We start from the raw sequence: 14644 nt of genomic DNA, 5'->3' as shown, positions 1-14644 counted from the left end.
CGACGAACCAGCGAAGAACCAGCGGAAAAAAGATCCATGAGCAGCATTCTCACCATCGCCGACCTCAAGGACCTGGCGCGCCGCCGCGTGCCGAAGATGTTCTTCGACTACGCCGATTCCGGCGCCTGGACCGAAAGCACCTACCGCGCCAACGAAGAGGATTTCCAGAAGATCAAGTTCCGCCAGCGCGTGCTTGTCGACATGGACAACCGCTCGCTGGAATCGACCATGATCGGCGAGAAGGTGTCGATGCCGGTCGCGCTGGCGCCGACCGGCATGACCGGCATGCAGCATCCGGACGGCGAGATGCTGGCGGCGCAGGCGGCGGAGGAGTTCGGCGTGCCGTTCACGCTGTCGACAATGAGCATCTGCTCGATCGAGGATGTCGCGTCGGTGACCAGGAAGCCGTTCTGGTTCCAGCTCTATGTGCTGCGCGACAAGGACTTCGTCTTCGATTTGATCGATCGCGCAAAAGCGGCGAAATGTTCGGCACTGGTGCTGACGCTCGACCTGCAGATCCTCGGTCAGCGCCACAAGGATATCCGCAACGGGCTTTCGGCGCCGCCGCGGATGACGCCGAAGCACCTCTGGCAGATGGCGACGAGGCCGCGCTGGTGCGTCGGCATGGCCGGCACCAAGCGCCGGAGCTTCCGCAACATCGTCGGCCATGCCAAGGGCGTCGGCGACCTCGCCTCGCTGTCGTCGTGGACGAAGGAGCAGTTCGATCCGCATCTGTCGTGGAAGGACGTCGCCTGGATCAAGGAGCGCTGGGGCGGCAAGCTGATCCTGAAAGGCATACTCGACAAGGAAGATGCGCTGATGGCGGCCAGGACGGGCGCCGACGCGATCATCGTTTCCAACCATGGCGGCCGCCAGCTCGACGGCGCCTCGTCGTCGATCATGGCGTTGGAAGAGATCGCCGATGCCGTCGGCGACGCGATCGAGGTGCATATGGACGGCGGCATCCGTTCCGGCCAGGACGTGCTCAAGGCACTGTGCCTTGGCGCCAAGGGCACCTATATCGGCCGGCCTTTCCTGTACGGCCTCGGCGCGCTCGGCAAGGAAGGCGTTACCAAGGCGCTGGAAATCATCCGCAAGGAGATGGACATAACGCTGGCGCTGTGCGGAAAGCGCCTGGTCACCGACATGGGCAAGGATCAGCTTCGGCGCTAAAGTCCCGTGACGGCATGACCACGGAGGCGACGCAGGCATTGACGGAGCCCGGCATCAATTTTTTCGACGCGCGCGGACCGGAAGGTATGCGCCTCTATGCGATCGGCGATGTGCACGGTCGGCTCGACCTGCTGACCGCCATGCACCGCCGGATCGAGAGCGAACTGGAGTGGAAGCCTGCTGCCGATTGGCGCGTGATCCATCTCGGCGACTATGTCGACCGGGGCCCTGACTCCAAGGGCGTCATCGATTTCCTGATCGACGCACAAAAACGCGATCCACGTCACCTGATGCTGGCCGGGAACCATGATGTCGGCTTCCTCGATTTTCTCGATGTCCCCGATCCGGACGGTCTGTTCATGCGCTATGGCGGCATCCAGACGGCGCTGTCCTATGGTGTCGCGCTGACAGCGAACGCCTACTGGTTCGGCAAGGCGGAGACGCTTCGGCAAGGCCATGCCGCGCTGATCGAGGCGGTGCCGCAGAACCATCTCGAATTTCTGCGCTCGTTGGCCTTTTCAGTGACATTCGGCGACTTCTTCTTCTGCCATGCCGGTATCCGGCCCGGCATTGCGCTGGAAAACCAGAGCCGGCAGGACCTGATCTGGATCCGCGAGGTCTTCCACGACCACACCGGTCTTTATCCCAAGATCGTGGTGCACGGCCATACGCCGGTGCCCAAGGCCGAGATCACCGGCAACCGCGTCAATGTCGACACCCTCGCCTGGCAGTCGGGAAACCTCACCGCGCTCGTGGTGGACGGCGCTGACAAGCATATCCTGACAGTGACGGGTGAGCGGGCTAGTTGATATTCAGCCGAGGCTGCGACGCTTGAAAGTCACGGCATGGGATCCGAGGGCCTGCGCTCCGCTTCGCGTTCGCGGCGCCCTGGACGGCGAAGGCTAGTGAAGCGCGGCGGTGACTCCGTAGCCGTCAACGGCATTGTGGTTGTTGGCTGCGTCGGCGGAATAAATGCCGAGGCCGCACAAGACGATGGCCGACAACATGGCAAAGGACAAAAAGGCTGCTTTCACGGACGTCATCTCTTGTTGAGCTTTCTGCATCTATGCACGAGCGGGTTACCAATGCGTTGAAACGCGAAGTACGTCGCAAATGTCTGACGGTTTCGCGCTTCTAGGCATGTTCTGTATCGGCGGTGTGTCGCGCGGGTCACAGGAAAGGTTCATCGCGGTTGCACGCAAGATGCAGAGCGCGCGCCTTTTAGGCTGGCGGACAGACACAGGCCAAGGATGAAACGCGTTATCCCCGGCGGATTTGCCGCCGCGTGCCAAATATGCAACGTCGCCAAATACGTTGACTATATGGGCCGTCAGATCGTCGCCACCCAGGCGCGGGCGATGGCCAGGCCGGCGGCATCGGCTTGCGGTCCGTTGCGGGCCATTTCGTCGTCGAGCCGGACGGCCCAATCCGGATGGCGTTCGGCGATCAGCGGTGCGAAGGACGTGCTCCAGTCGCGAACCATCGGCCGGTCCGCCTCGAAATGAAACTGGAAGCCATAGACGGCGCGGCCGATGCGGAACGCCTGGTTCTCGGCGACGGCATTGCCGGCCAGCCGCACGGCAGTCTCGGGCAAGACAAAGGTGTCGTCGTGCCATTCGAAGATCGGGAATTTTTCAGGCAAGGCGGCGAGCACCGGATCGGCCTGCGCCGCCGCGGTGAGCGCGACCTCGTGCCAGCCGAACTCCGACGCGCCGCCGATCTGGTTCTCGCCGCCAAAGGCGCGCGCGACCAACTGGCTGCCGAGGCAGATACCAAGCACCGCGCGATCCCTCTCGGCAAAGTCGCGTGTCAGCTCGAGCAGACCCGGAAAATAAGGACAGAGCTCGTCGTCCAGCGCATTCTGGGCGCCGCCGAGCACCACCATGGCGTCATGCCCGCCGCTATCTTGCGGCAGCGCGTCGCCGCGGTAGGGACGGCGCAGGTCGATATCGGTGCCCGCCTCGACAAGGGCCGCGCCGATCTGGCCAAGGCCCTCATTGTCGAAGTTCTGGACAACCAAGACCCGCATCGAAACCTGCTGACATGAAATTGATGCAACGAGCGATATCATGGCACCAGCATTGCAGCCAACAGGGAACGCCTATGCCACTGCAAAACCGGGTCGACCCGTTCGGCGCCATCCATGCCGTGCCGGAGCGCGGCCTGTTCATGGGCAATCGCGGCATCATTCACGACCCCGAGACGAGAACGCTGTTGAAGAAGCGCTGGGCGCTGCAAGGCTGGATCATCTGCGTCTGCGAATTCGGCAACGTGCGGCGCGAGCCGATGGGCCGCAACCGGGCTGGCGGCAAGGCCGGCTGGACCGAACTGTTTTTTCTCGACGAGGTGACGGCACTTGCCGCTGGCCACCGTCCCTGCTTCTTCTGCCGGCGCGAGCGGGCCAGGGATTTTGTCCGGCGTTTCGGCGACGCCTTCGGCATTGCCGAGCCACGCGCGCCGCAACTCGACAAGCGCCTGCACAAGGAGCGCCTGGCCTCGGGCGGACGAGCGACGAGACTGAAACCGGAAGCGCTTGCGGACTTGCCGGACAGCACGATGATCTCGTCAGGAAACAGGGCGTACGCCCTGTTTGATGGCGCCGCGCTGCCCTGGAGTTTCGGCGGTTATGGCGAACCGGTGGCGTTCGGCGGTTTTACCGACGGTCCAATCCGCCTGCTCACGCCAGCGACAACTGTTTCGGTGCTGCAGAAAGGCTACGAGCCTGTCTGGCATCCTTCCGCCGAGGCTTGACGCCGAGGGTGACGTTGCCGCATTCCTCGGCGATGCGCGCCAATTACAAGATGCAGCGGCTGTTCGTGCCGGACGGGCTTGGACCGGACATCGAGTTCGACGTCGGCCCGCAGCAGAGCCATTATCTCTCGCACGTGCTGCGGCTCGGCGAAGGCGCCGAAATTCTGGTCTTCAACGGGCGCGACGGCGAATGGTCGGCGGCGATCGCGGCAAAATCGAAGAAAGCTGTACGCCTGAAGGTGCTGGCATTGCAGCGGCCGCAGCCGCCGTTGCCCGATCTCGTCTATTGCTTCGCGCCGCTAAAGCAGGGGCGGCTCGACTACCTCGTGCAAAAGGCGGTGGAGATGGGCGCCGGCATCCTGCAGCCGGTCATCACCCAGCATACGCAAGTGGCAAAACCCGGGATCGAGCGGCTGCGCGCCAATGTCGTCGAGGCGGCCGAGCAATGCGGCATATTGGCGGTGCCAGAGCTGCGCGAAGCGGAAAAATTCGAGCGCCTGCTGGCGGGCTGGGACCGCGAGCGGCGGCTGATCTTCTGCGACGAGGATGCATCGACCAACAATCCCCTGCCGGCATTGCAGGCGGTGCGGGAGAGAAAGCTCGGTCTGCTGGTCGGACCGGAGGGCGGCTTTTCCGACGAGGAACGCAAGATGCTGAGAGCGCTGCCTTTCGTTACCGCGATTCCGCTCGGGCCGCGCATCCTGCGGGCGGACACGGCGGCGGTGGCGGCACTGGCGCTGATCCAGGCGACAATCGGCGATTGGTGATCAATTCCAGTTACCCGCTGGCTCAGGATTTTTCGCTTGATCGGCTACTGACATTTCGTCCATCTAGCGCCGGCAGTGGCCGCGTGTCCTTTCGGGCGCGCAAAGGACGCTGTAGCATTTGATTGGGCACATGATCCTTTCCGAAAATCGAAGCCAGTTTTCGGGGCCATGTGCGGAGGGCTATTATGGCGCGCGATACTACCGATTTCCGGCCGATCGAAGGCGTCGACGAACTCGTCGAGCACCTGGCCGAAGGCAACAAGCCGCGCGACAAATGGCGCATCGGCACCGAGCACGAGAAATTCCCGTTCTATGTCGACGGCAATGCGCCGGTGCCGTATGGCGGCGAGCGCGGCATCCGCGCCATCCTCGAGGGCATGCAGGACAAACTCGGCTGGGACCCGATCATGGATGCCGGCCGCATCATCGGACTGGTCGAGCCGACCGGCCAGGGCGCGATCTCGCTGGAGCCCGGCGGCCAGTTCGAACTGTCCGGCGCGCCGCTGGAGACGATCCACCAGACCTGCCGCGAAGGCAATGCGCATCTGGCGCAGGTGCGCGAGATCGCCGAACCGATGGGCATTCGTTTTCTCGGCCTTGGCGGCAGCCCGAAATGGTCGCTGGCCGAGACGCCGAAAATGCCGAAATCTCGCTACGAGATCATGACCCGCTACATGCCCAAGGTCGGCACCAAGGGCCTCGACATGATGTACCGGACCTGCACCATCCAGGTGAATCTCGACTTCGAGAGCGAAGCCGACATGCGCCGCAAGATGCAGGTGTCGCTGAAGCTGCAGCCGCTGTCGACGGCGCTGTTTGCCAACTCGCCCTTCACCGAAAGCCGGCCGAACGGCTTGCAGAGCTGGCGCGGCGAGATCTGGCGCGACACCGACAATCAGCGCTCCGGCCTGCTCGAGTTCTGCTTCTCGCCCGATTTCGGCTTTGCCGACTATGTCGAATGGGCGCTCGACGTACCGATGTATTTCGTCATCCGCGACGGCCAGTACCACGACATGACGCACATCACCTTCCGCCAGTTCATGGCGGGTGCTGCCCGCAACGAACTGCCGGACGGGCTGCCGACGATGGGCGACTGGGCGAACCATCTGTCGACGCTGTTCCCGGATGTGCGGCTGAAGCGCTTTCTCGAAATGCGCGGCGCCGATGGCGGGCCGTGGCGGCGCATCTGCGCGCTGCCGGCCTTCTGGGTCGGGCTGCTCTATGATGCGGCTGCGCTCGACGCCGCCGAGGCGCTGACCTCGAGCTGGAGCTACGACGAAGTGCTGGCAATGCGCAACGCAGTGCCGGAACAGGGCATTTCGGCGCCCTTCCGCAACACGATATTGCGCGAGATCGCCCGCGACGTGCTCGTCATCTCGCGCATGGGACTGAAGAACCGCGGCCGCAAGAACCGCGACGGCTACGACGAGACCTCGTTCCTCAACACGCTGGACGAGGTCGTCGCGCGCGGCACGACCAGCGCCGAAGAGATGCTCTCGGCCTACCACACACGCTGGGGCGGCTCGATCGAGCCGGTGTTCATGGAATACGCGTATTAACGCTTCGCTATCCGCTTGGCCGATGGTCCGGCAAATTCGCTTCAATCAGTGATGGAAACGAATTAGGCTTCTCCAACGAGGATTTTCCCGGAGGAGAAAACAATGCCTTCCTTGTTCGATATTCTGGCACAGGCCCAGAACGGCAACGGCATGCAGGCGCTGGCCCAGCAGTTCGGGCTTTCGCAGCAGCAGACGCAGGCGGCGGTCGCGGCGCTGCTGCCGGCCTTTTCGCAGGGGCTGAAGCGCAACACGGCGGACCCTTATGGGCTCGGCTCCTTCATGACGGCGATGGCCAGCGGCCAGCACGCCAAATATTTCGAGGATGCAAGCCGGGCCTTCTCGCCGCAGGGCCTCGATGAAGGCAAGGGCATTCTCGGCCATTTGTTCGGCTCGAAGGACCTGTCGCGGGCCGTCGCCAGCCAGGCCGCGCAGGCGAGCGGCGTCAGCCAGCAGGTGTTGCAGCAGATGCTGCCGGCAATCGCCTCGATGATGATGGGCGGGCTATTCAAGCAGACCACCAACCAGCTAGGCGGGCAGATGCATGCGGCAGGCGGTGGCGGCAATCCGCTTGGCGAGCTCATCGAGCAGATGATGCGGCAGGCTGGCGGCGGCAGCCAGGCACCGACCCCTCAGCCTGCAGGCCCCACGGATAACCCGCTCGGCAAGGTGCTGCAGGATATGTTCGGCGGGCAGCAGCCGCAACAGACGCAGAGCCCTTACGGCGACAACCCGCTGGGCAAGGTGTTGCAGGACATGTTCGGCGGCGGGCAGCAGCCACAAAGCCAGCCGCAGCAGACACAGAACCCTTATGGTGACAATCCGCTCGGCAAGGTGCTGCAGGATATGTTCGGCGGCGGTGCACCACAGCCACAGCAGCCGCAGAACCAACCCCAGCAGACACAGAACCCTTATGGTGACAATCCGCTCGGCAAGGTGCTGCGGGACATGTTCGGCGGTGGCGCACAACAGTCTCAGCCGCGTCAGGCGCCGCAGCAACCCCAGGCGCCGCAGCCGCAGGCCAATCCGAGCGGCAGGCCGAGAAATCCGTTTGACGACCTGTTCGGCAAGATGTTCGAGACAGGCGCCCAGCAGCGCGACGACTACCAGAAAGGCATGGAGTCGATCTTCGACCAGTTCAAGCAGGGCATGGGCCGGCGCTAGACCAGACACCGGCAACCAATCATCAGTGTCGCCCAAAAAAGAAAGCCCGGTCCTGGGAGGACCGGGCAGCGCGCAGGCTGGCCGGGGGGATCCGGCAGGGAGTGGGGAGCCTGCGTAACTTAGTGGCGTCGTGCCTCAAAAAGGTTCAACGCGCCCGAACGGCGAAACCACGCGATCACACGACCTTGCGGGCAAGATCCTCGATCGTTTCGGCCCGCTCGACCGCGATGACGCGAAGCCTCTCGGTTGGATCGCGGCCAAAGGGTACACCGACAGCGACGTGCAGGTCGGCGCGGGTCAGGCCGATGTCGGCGAGCTCGGCATCCGACATCTCGCCGAGGCGGTAAAAGGCGCGGCGGTTTCTCCAGGCGCGGTAAACATTGGCAGCCGCATTGGCCACGCGCGTCGCAACGGCCGGACGCGAGGTGATGCGCGAGGTCTCGGTAGCGAAATCAAACGTAGCCATGTCGGTCTCCTTCACATTCGAACGGGCGAAACCGGTCGATCGGGCGCTGGCGACAGCGGCCGTTCCGGCTTCGATTCACCTAAGATGATGCATGTCGTCGCCCCAAAACCGGTGCCCACTTTTGGGCGACATGCATTCGCTTCATGTGGACAATGGGAATTTGCCATGGCCCGATTGATTAATCCAACGAATGTTTCTAATCTTTAGCATCAGCATCAATGATGGATTAGGCCAATGAAAGCGCCGCTCGATCTCGATCAGTTGCAGACCTTCATCTCGATTGTCGACACCGGCAGCTTTACCCGCGCGGCGGAAGCGGTGCATCGGACCCAGTCTGCGGTGTCGATGCAGATGCGGCGGCTGGAGGAACGGATCGGCAAGCCGCTGTTCGAAAAAGATGGCCGCACCAACAGGCTGACCGAGGAAGGCGACAGACTGCTCTCCTACGCAAGGCGGCTGCTCTATCTCAACAAGGAAACACTGGCCGCCTTCGACGACCGCCGGCTCGAAGGCACCATCCGCATCGGCACGCCGGACGATTATGCCGATCGCTTCCTGCCAGAGATCATGGCGCGGTTTGCCCGTTCCAACCCGCATGTCGAACTGACCGTTATCTGCGAACCGACGCCGGGACTGGTAGAACACATCAAGCGCGGCAATCTCGACCTGGCGCTGGTGACGCACAACGACGCGCGCGGCCAGTCGGAAGTGGTGCGGCGCGAACCGCTGCTGTGGGTTACCTCGGCCAACCATGCGACGCATGAGCAGCCGATCCTGCCGATGGCCTTCGGCCGGCCGAACTGCATCTGGCGGCGGGCCGCCGCCGACGTGCTCGATCAGCAGAGCCGCGACTATCGCATCCTGTTCACCAGCTTCTCTGCCACCGTCATCGCCGCCGCGGTGCTTTCCGGTCTGGCGATCTCGGTGCTGCCGGAATGCGCCCTGCGGCCCGGCATGCGGGTGCTGGGCGAGGCCGACGGTTTCGGCGCCCTGCCCGATTGCCGCATCGGCATCATGCGCGGTCAGACCTCGCGGCCGGAGATCGTCGACGCGCTTGCGCGCCACATTTCGGAGAGCCTCGACAATATTTCCGTGCCACTCGGCGAGGAGACCGGCACGTTCGATTTCGCCGCCCTCGCCTTCGCCAAGATGAAGCGGACCAAGCCGAACCAGATCCTGCCGGGCTGGTGATCGCGCGATTGGGGCGGACATCGAACACGGCCGCCTTGACGCCGGCCAGCAATCGTCCCCCAATCGGCCGATGAGCGACGCAGCATCCGAATCACGCACCAACGCCACCGAATATACGGTGAGCGAGATTTCCGGCGCGCTGAAGCGTACGGTCGAGGACGTCTTCGGCAATGTACGCGTGCGCGGCGAGATTTCCGGCTATCGCGGACCGCATTCCTCCGGCCATGCCTATTTCTGCCTGAAGGACGATCGCGCGCGGCTCGACGCCGTGGTGTGGAAGACCACGATGAGCCGGCTGAAATTCCGTCCAGAGGAAGGCATGGAGGTGATCGCCACCGGCCGGCTCACCACCTATCCCGGAAAGTCGAACTACCAGATCGTTATCGACAATCTCGAGCCGGCCGGTGCCGGTGCGCTGATGGCGCTGCTGGACGAGCGCAAGCGCCGGCTGCAGGCCGAAGGCCTGTTCGACGCGGCACGCAAGCGGCGGCTGCCGTTCATGCCCTGCGTCATCGGCGTCGTCACATCGCCGACAGGCGCCGTCATCCGCGACATCATCCACCGCATCAAGGACCGGTTTCCACTGCACGTGCTCGTCTGGCCGGTGCGGGTGCAGGGCGAGACGGCGGGTGCGGAAGTGACCGCTGCCGTCAACGGCTTCAACGCACTGCCATGGGACGGCGCCATCGCGCGGCCCGATCTGTTGATCGTGGCGCGCGGCGGCGGCAGCCTGGAGGATCTGTGGGGCTTCAACGACGAAGCCCTCGCGCGGGCCGTCGCCGCTTCGGCCATTCCGGTGATTTCCGCGGTCGGCCACGAGACCGACTGGACATTGATCGATCTGGCGGCGGATGTGCGGGCGCCGACGCCGACAGGCGCCGCCGAGATCGCCGTGCCGGTCAAGGTCGACCTCGAAGCGACGCTTGCCGGCCTTGGCGCGCGGTTGAAGACCGCACTGTCGCGCAATTTCGAACGCAAGCGGCAGGCGGCACGCGCGGCCGCCCGTGCGCTGCCCTCGCCCGACCAGTTGCTGGCGCTGCCGCGGCGGCGCTTCGACGAGGCGACGAGCCGGCTCGGCCGGGCGCTGTCGGTCAGCGTCGAGCGCAAGCGAGCCAGGCTTCTGGGGCAGCGGCTGACGCCGGCGACTTTGTCGCGGCGCATGAACGAAGCCCGCACTCTGACCCGCCGCGACCTCGCCCGTGCGCAAGCGGCTTTCTTCGCCATCGTGCGCGAGCGTCGGGCGCGGTTTTCGCGCACGGCGACCAGACTGTCACCGGCGCCGATCGCAAGACGGCAGAAACTGCAAGGCGATGCCCTGCTGGCACTGACGCGGCGGCAGGACCAGGCAATTTCGCGGCGGCTGGACCGTCTGCGTGGAAAACTGACGCAGGCAGACCGGCTGCTGGCGACGCTCTCGCACAAGGCCGTGCTGGCGCGAGGCTTCGCGCTGGTCAAGGATGCGGACGGCGCGGTGGTCAAGCATGCGGCGGAAGTGGTGTCGGGAATGGCGCTTTCGCTGGAGTTCGCCGACGGCACCGCCGATGCAGTCGCCATCAGTGGCACGGCGCGGCCGAAGACGGTTGCCAAGCCCGCGGCCAAGCTCAAGGCGCCGGGCGGCCAAGGTTCGCTTTTCTGAGGAAGAAATGACCGACCCGCATCTTGCGACGCCCTCGGGCAAACTGCGCGCCCGTGCCTTCGCGATCCCATTCGAGGGCACGCCAGGCCGCTTCAATGCCATCACCGATGTGCCCGGCGTGATGGTCGGCTATACGACGCTGATCTCAGGGGATGGGCCGCTCGTCGTCGGCAAGGGTCCGGTACGCACCGGCGTGACCGCGATCCTGCCACGGCCCAGAGACGAGTTGGCCGTCCCTGCGTTTGCCGGCGTGTTCAGCGCCAATGGCAATGGCGAACTGACCGGCTCGCATCTGATAGAGGAGCTCGGAGCGTTCAATCTTCCCATCACCATCACCAACACGCATTCCTGCGGCGTCAGCCGCGACGCAACGTTGCGCTGGATGCAGACGGTGCTGCCGCAATCGCTCGACAGCGCCTGGGCGCTGCCGGTGGCGGGCGAGACTTACGACGGCTTCCTGAACGATACCAACGGCCACCATGTGAGCTTCGAGCACGTGTTTTCCGCGCTCGAAACGGCTGAAAGCGGGCCGATCGAAGAGGGCAGCGTCGGCGGCGGCACAGGCATGATCACCTTCGGCTTCAAGGCAGGGTCCGGCACATCCTCGCGCAGCGTCGACTGGAATGGAGAGCGTTTCGCGATCGGCTGCTTCGTCCAGTCGAATTTCGGTGCACGGCGAAACCTCGTGATCCGTGGTATCAGAGCCGGAGCGGAACTCGCCGAACCGGCGATCCGGGACAACACGCCGCGAGCGGAAAAGAGCTCGATCATCGCGATCGTCGCCACCGATGCGCCATTCATGCCGCACCAGTTGAAAAGACTGGCGAAACGCGTGCCGCTCGGCGTCGCGCTGATCGGCGGCTATGGATATAATTCGTCCGGCGATATCTTTCTGGCCTTCAGCACGGCCAATCCCGACGCGGCGCGCGGCGCGGCCGGCAAATTGGTCAGCGCCGGCTATATACCGGATGCCGACATCAACCCGTTCTTCGACGCCGTCGTTCAGAGCGTGGAGGAAGCCATCCTCAACGCGCTGGTCGCCAATGAAGACATGACCGGGCGCGACGGCAATTTCGTGCCGGCATTGCCGAAAGAGTGGCTCAAGGAGAGATTTGGCAAGGCTGCGCGGCGATAGGACCGCGCAACTGCATCAGACAGGCATTGTTCGCCCGGCAGGTTTTGCCGGGGCGGTCCGTCAGCCGGCAGGCTTGTTGGAATTCTGCTCGTCCTGGTCGGCCTCGGCCGCCTCTTCGAGCCTCGAAGCAATGAGCTCCTGAATGTCGCCGACCTCTTCCTGGATATCCTCCAGGGGTATGCCGGCTTCGGCAGCCTTGGCCGCACATTCCCTGGCGAGGGTCTCGGCCTGCTTCTCAATTCTGGCTGGCGAGGGCTGGCAGTGGACTTTTTCGCCGATCCACCCGCGCAAGAACTCGATCGCGTGTTCACTCATACTGCTGTTTCCCTAGCGGCTATGCCGGTTGGTAATCATAAACGTCGGCATCTTCGAAAAGATGCGTGCTGCCATTCGAGCCGAGTCGGCTTCGCCCGGCAAGCCGAACTTGTCCGAGGTCCACAGAGCTGAAGGGAATGGAGGGTTCAAGGAGCACGTTCTAGTTCTTGAGGACTGATTCTCTCGACGAAACTCGTTCGACCCGCGCTATTGTTTCTATTTGCTTTTTTTCGGTTTTCAAGCCGTTTTAGATCACAATAGATGTCGCAATGACTAGCACATTTACCGCGCTCTCGCCGGCACCATGTAAGAGGCGAGCCGTCAAAGCCGCCGCTATATAGTGACAACCATTTGCAATGTCGACTCTGCTCGCGATCCTGCTTCTTTCCGCCGCGCTTGCTGGGACATATGTGGTGTGGCGAGGCTTGCGGTGCAAACTGCCGAGCGCCTCATGCAAGGCGTGCAATAGCGTCTTGTGGAACCCTGAAGTGCTTGTCTCAGGGTGGCTCTCTATCGCTGGCGGTAAAGGATCATGCCGGCATGATAGAGGACGCCTTCGACGAACTCACCATCCGCGGTGAAGCCCGTATCGTCCCAGTATTCTATGTGGTTGCCCTGCACTTGATAGCGTCCCCGATAGGCGCTCTCGAGGTCACCGCGCGCTTCGTCATAACGGCCGTTCGGCAGGAGTTCGTGCCTGATATGGCGATCCTCGGTGACCCACATTCCGACATAGGGATGATCTTGGTGCGGCATTGGTTCCTCCGCAAGGATTGGAGTTGCAGGAAGGGTCAGGCCGGTTGGAGCTACAGCAACGGCAATACGCGTAAGCACTGCGGCCAAAGTGGATCGCATCAATGCGCCGCCTTCGTCGGACGCACGACGATCTCGTTTACGTCGACATCGTCGGGCTGTTCGATTGCGTAGCGCACTGCCCTGGCGATTGCATCGGGTTGCAGGGCAATAGCACGCCAGGTTTTCATGGCGGCGGCAGCGGCTTCGTCGGAGATCGTGTTCGCCAGCTCGCTTTCCACCACGCCAGGATGAATGCAGGTTACGCGGATATCGTCACTCTCCTGGCGGAGCCCATCGGAAATCGCGCGGACAGCGTATTTCGTTGCGCAATAGACGGCAGCCGTGGGCGAGACGGCCAGTGCGCCGATGGAACCGATATTGATGATGTGACCGGAGCCGCGTGCCGTCATCTCCGGCAGAACCGCCGCGACGCCGTACAGAACACCCTTGATGTTGACGTCCACCATCAGCTCCCACTCGTCGACCTTCATGGCTGCCATGGCCGACAGCGGCATGACGCCCGCATTGTTGACGATGACATCGACCTGGCCCCATTCGGCCCGGGCGGCATCGGCGAATGCTGCGACATCCTCCCTCCTGGTGACGTCGAGCGCTCGCACGCGAACCGTTCCACCAGCTGCCTCGATTTCGGCCGCAAGCGCTTCAAGGCTGTCGGTGCGGCGTGCGCCGAGCATCAGCTTCGCACCTGCCGCGCCAAGCTCGCGGGCAATGCCAGCGCCGATGCCGCTGGAGGCACCGGTGATCAGAACAACTCTGTTCATGGTCATCGAGATGATCCTTTTGGTCTGTGATTATTTTGTGAAGGGATGGCGTGCGGTGCGTCAGCCTTATTTGGGGTCACTGGGCAGTGTAGCCGCCATCGACCAGAAGCAGGGCGCCGGAGATGAAGCTGGATGCCGGCGAGGCAAGAAAGGCGATGGCCTCGGCAACTTCTTGCGGCTGGCCGATCCGGCCGATTGGATGCGCGCCGCCGAAGCTGCGCAGCATCTCCCGGCCATTCTCCACCACACCTTCCATGATGTCGGTTTCGATCACGCCAGGGGCAACGGCGTTGCAGCGAATGCCCATGCGCCCGTATTCGATCGCGATCACCTTGGTCAGCTGTGCGACAGCCGCCTTGGAGGAGGCATAGGCCGCCTGCGTCTCGAAGGCCGCGACGGCCGAGATCGACGAGACATTGACGATCGCGCCGCTACCGCCGGCAGCCATCAATTCCACTGCGGCACGGGCAGTAACGAAGCTGCCGCGCGCGTTGATCTGCAGAATGCGGTCATAGTCGTCGACCGAGGTCTCAGTCAGTCGTTTGTTGAGCGTGCGACCGGCATTGTTCACGACGATGTCAAGTCGTCCGAAGCGCTTCGCGGCGAGTTCGACCGAGCGTCTGGCCAGGTCCTCGTCGGCGACATCGCCGACCAGCGTTGCCACATCCTCGGCTTCCAATTCGCGTACGCTGTCGCTGAGATCGCTTGCCACGATCCGGGCGCCCCGCGCCCGCAGCAGTTCCGCCGCGCAGCGGCCGATGCCGCGTGCCGCGCCGGTCACGAGGGCGACTTTTCCATCCAGGTCCCAGGAGGAAGGGAGTGATGTCATGGGATATCTCCTTGTCGGTCGGCTTCGGCTTGGATCGGGAGGATCAAGCCTTCTTGCCGTTGCGACAGAGATAGAGCCGTGGCA

At 63.6% G+C, this 14644-nt stretch carries 16 protein-coding genes; 9 read left to right on the top strand and 7 right to left on the bottom strand.

What is annotated here, in order from left to right; translation table 11 throughout:
• Positions 1-36: 36 nt before the first annotated feature.
• Positions 37-1173, top strand: coding sequence for an alpha-hydroxy acid oxidase (locus NKI18_RS10065; RefSeq protein WP_352614806.1), 1137 nt, complete (start codon positions 37-39; stop codon positions 1171-1173).
• Between the two features lie 38 nt (positions 1174-1211).
• Entirely contained in the window at positions 1212-1982 is a 771-nt protein-coding gene (locus tag NKI18_RS10060; RefSeq protein ID WP_352615281.1) for a metallophosphoesterase, read from the top strand.
• A gap of 93 nt (positions 1983-2075) precedes the next feature.
• Here the strand turns inward: NKI18_RS10060 and NKI18_RS10055 are convergent, their stop codons facing one another.
• Entirely contained in the window at positions 2076-2237 is a 162-nt protein-coding gene (locus tag NKI18_RS10055) for a hypothetical protein (RefSeq protein WP_353019592.1), read from the bottom strand.
• A 266-nt stretch (positions 2238-2503) separates the two neighbouring features.
• Complete coding sequence (locus NKI18_RS10050; protein ID WP_352614804.1) at positions 2504-3202, bottom strand: type 1 glutamine amidotransferase; 699 nt, start codon at positions 3200-3202, stop codon at positions 2504-2506.
• A 74-nt stretch (positions 3203-3276) separates the two neighbouring features.
• Here NKI18_RS10050 and NKI18_RS10045 point away from each other — a divergent pair, with 74 nt between their 5' ends.
• From NKI18_RS10045 to NKI18_RS10030, 4 genes are all read left to right on the top strand, one after another.
• The gene (locus tag NKI18_RS10045) at positions 3277-3924 is read left to right on the top strand and encodes a hypothetical protein (protein ID WP_352614802.1); all 648 of its coding nucleotides are present in this window, start codon (positions 3277-3279) and stop codon (positions 3922-3924) included.
• 32 nt (positions 3925-3956) lie between these two features.
• Positions 3957-4691 carry a 16S rRNA (uracil(1498)-N(3))-methyltransferase gene (locus tag NKI18_RS10040; protein ID WP_352615279.1) on the top strand — a complete coding sequence of 245 codons (735 nt, stop codon included), beginning with the start codon at positions 3957-3959 and terminating at the stop codon, positions 4689-4691.
• Positions 4692-4876: 185 nt separating this feature from the next.
• The gene (locus tag NKI18_RS10035) at positions 4877-6250 is read left to right on the top strand and encodes a glutamate--cysteine ligase (protein ID WP_352614800.1); all 1374 of its coding nucleotides are present in this window, start codon (positions 4877-4879) and stop codon (positions 6248-6250) included.
• A 102-nt stretch (positions 6251-6352) separates the two neighbouring features.
• Positions 6353-7411: a DUF937 domain-containing protein gene (locus NKI18_RS10030; protein ID WP_352614798.1), complete on the top strand. Its 1059-nt coding sequence runs from the start codon at positions 6353-6355 to the stop codon at positions 7409-7411.
• A gap of 175 nt (positions 7412-7586) precedes the next feature.
• On the opposite strand, the gene NKI18_RS10025 is transcribed toward NKI18_RS10030, so the two are convergent.
• Positions 7587-7877 (bottom strand): DUF1127 domain-containing protein, encoded by a 291-nt coding sequence (locus NKI18_RS10025; protein ID WP_352614796.1) that lies wholly within the window; start codon positions 7875-7877, stop codon positions 7587-7589.
• A gap of 234 nt (positions 7878-8111) precedes the next feature.
• Here NKI18_RS10025 and NKI18_RS10020 point away from each other — a divergent pair, with 234 nt between their 5' ends.
• The 3 genes from NKI18_RS10020 (at position 8112) to NKI18_RS10010 (ending at position 11839) form a co-directional block, all read left to right on the top strand.
• Positions 8112-9068 carry a LysR substrate-binding domain-containing protein gene (locus NKI18_RS10020; RefSeq protein WP_023680469.1) on the top strand — a complete coding sequence of 319 codons (957 nt, stop codon included), beginning with the start codon at positions 8112-8114 and terminating at the stop codon, positions 9066-9068.
• Positions 9069-9138: 70 nt separating this feature from the next.
• Positions 9139-10704 (top strand): exodeoxyribonuclease VII large subunit, encoded by a 1566-nt coding sequence (xseA, locus tag NKI18_RS10015; protein WP_352614794.1) that lies wholly within the window; start codon positions 9139-9141, stop codon positions 10702-10704.
• A 7-nt stretch (positions 10705-10711) separates the two neighbouring features.
• Entirely contained in the window at positions 10712-11839 is a 1128-nt protein-coding gene (locus NKI18_RS10010; RefSeq protein WP_352614793.1) for a DmpA family aminopeptidase, read from the top strand.
• Between the two features lie 60 nt (positions 11840-11899).
• Here the strand turns inward: NKI18_RS10010 and NKI18_RS10005 are convergent, their stop codons facing one another.
• The 4 genes from NKI18_RS10005 to NKI18_RS09990 all read right to left on the bottom strand — a co-directional run bounded on the left by NKI18_RS10005 (position 11900) and on the right by NKI18_RS09990 (position 14560).
• Positions 11900-12154 (bottom strand): DUF768 domain-containing protein, encoded by a 255-nt coding sequence (locus tag NKI18_RS10005; RefSeq protein WP_023719384.1) that lies wholly within the window; start codon positions 12152-12154, stop codon positions 11900-11902.
• 510 nt (positions 12155-12664) lie between these two features.
• Complete coding sequence (locus NKI18_RS10000; RefSeq protein ID WP_352614791.1) at positions 12665-13009, bottom strand: Atu4866 domain-containing protein; 345 nt, start codon at positions 13007-13009, stop codon at positions 12665-12667.
• Positions 13009-13737 (bottom strand): SDR family oxidoreductase, encoded by a 729-nt coding sequence (locus NKI18_RS09995; RefSeq protein ID WP_352614789.1) that lies wholly within the window; start codon positions 13735-13737, stop codon positions 13009-13011. Before NKI18_RS09995 ends, NKI18_RS10000 begins: the two co-directional genes overlap by 1 nt.
• Before the next feature lie 70 nt (positions 13738-13807).
• A complete protein-coding gene (locus tag NKI18_RS09990) occupies positions 13808-14560 on the bottom strand; it encodes an SDR family NAD(P)-dependent oxidoreductase (protein WP_352614787.1) in 753 nt (250 codons plus the stop codon).
• Between the last annotated feature and the right edge of the window lie 84 nt (positions 14561-14644).

It is taken from the genome of Mesorhizobium sp. M0800 (assembly GCF_040320095.1).
In the GTDB taxonomy this organism is placed as follows: domain Bacteria; phylum Pseudomonadota; class Alphaproteobacteria; order Rhizobiales; family Rhizobiaceae; genus Mesorhizobium.
This window is presented reverse-complemented; position numbering and strand designations above follow the sequence as displayed.

Excerpts from the sequence above, each read along its gene's own strand:
- NKI18_RS10010 (WP_352614793.1), top strand. The coding sequence starts at position 10,712 with ATGACCGACCCGCATCTTGCGACGCCCTCGGGCAAACTGCGCGCCCGT.
- NKI18_RS10000 (WP_352614791.1), bottom strand. The coding sequence starts at position 13,009 with ATGCGATCCACTTTGGCCGCAGTGCTTACGCGTATTGCCGTTGCTGTA.
- NKI18_RS10050 (WP_352614804.1), bottom strand. The coding sequence starts at position 3,202 with ATGCGGGTCTTGGTTGTCCAGAACTTCGACAATGAGGGCCTTGGCCAG.
- NKI18_RS10065 (WP_352614806.1), top strand. The coding sequence starts at position 37 with ATGAGCAGCATTCTCACCATCGCCGACCTCAAGGACCTGGCGCGCCGC.
- NKI18_RS09990 (WP_352614787.1), bottom strand. The coding sequence starts at position 14,560 with ATGACATCACTCCCTTCCTCCTGGGACCTGGATGGAAAAGTCGCCCTC.
- NKI18_RS10035 (WP_352614800.1), top strand. The coding sequence starts at position 4,877 with ATGGCGCGCGATACTACCGATTTCCGGCCGATCGAAGGCGTCGACGAA.
- NKI18_RS10005 (WP_023719384.1), bottom strand. The coding sequence starts at position 12,154 with ATGAGTGAACACGCGATCGAGTTCTTGCGCGGGTGGATCGGCGAAAAA.
- NKI18_RS10030 (WP_352614798.1), top strand. The coding sequence starts at position 6,353 with ATGCCTTCCTTGTTCGATATTCTGGCACAGGCCCAGAACGGCAACGGC.
- NKI18_RS10055 (WP_353019592.1), bottom strand. The coding sequence starts at position 2,237 with ATGCAGAAAGCTCAACAAGAGATGACGTCCGTGAAAGCAGCCTTTTTG.
- NKI18_RS10020 (WP_023680469.1), top strand. The coding sequence starts at position 8,112 with ATGAAAGCGCCGCTCGATCTCGATCAGTTGCAGACCTTCATCTCGATT.
- NKI18_RS09995 (WP_352614789.1), bottom strand. The coding sequence starts at position 13,737 with ATGACCATGAACAGAGTTGTTCTGATCACCGGTGCCTCCAGCGGCATC.
- NKI18_RS10045 (WP_352614802.1), top strand. The coding sequence starts at position 3,277 with ATGCCACTGCAAAACCGGGTCGACCCGTTCGGCGCCATCCATGCCGTG.
- NKI18_RS10025 (WP_352614796.1), bottom strand. The coding sequence starts at position 7,877 with ATGGCTACGTTTGATTTCGCTACCGAGACCTCGCGCATCACCTCGCGT.
- xseA (WP_352614794.1), top strand. The coding sequence starts at position 9,139 with ATGAGCGACGCAGCATCCGAATCACGCACCAACGCCACCGAATATACG.
- NKI18_RS10040 (WP_352615279.1), top strand. The coding sequence starts at position 3,957 with ATGCGCGCCAATTACAAGATGCAGCGGCTGTTCGTGCCGGACGGGCTT.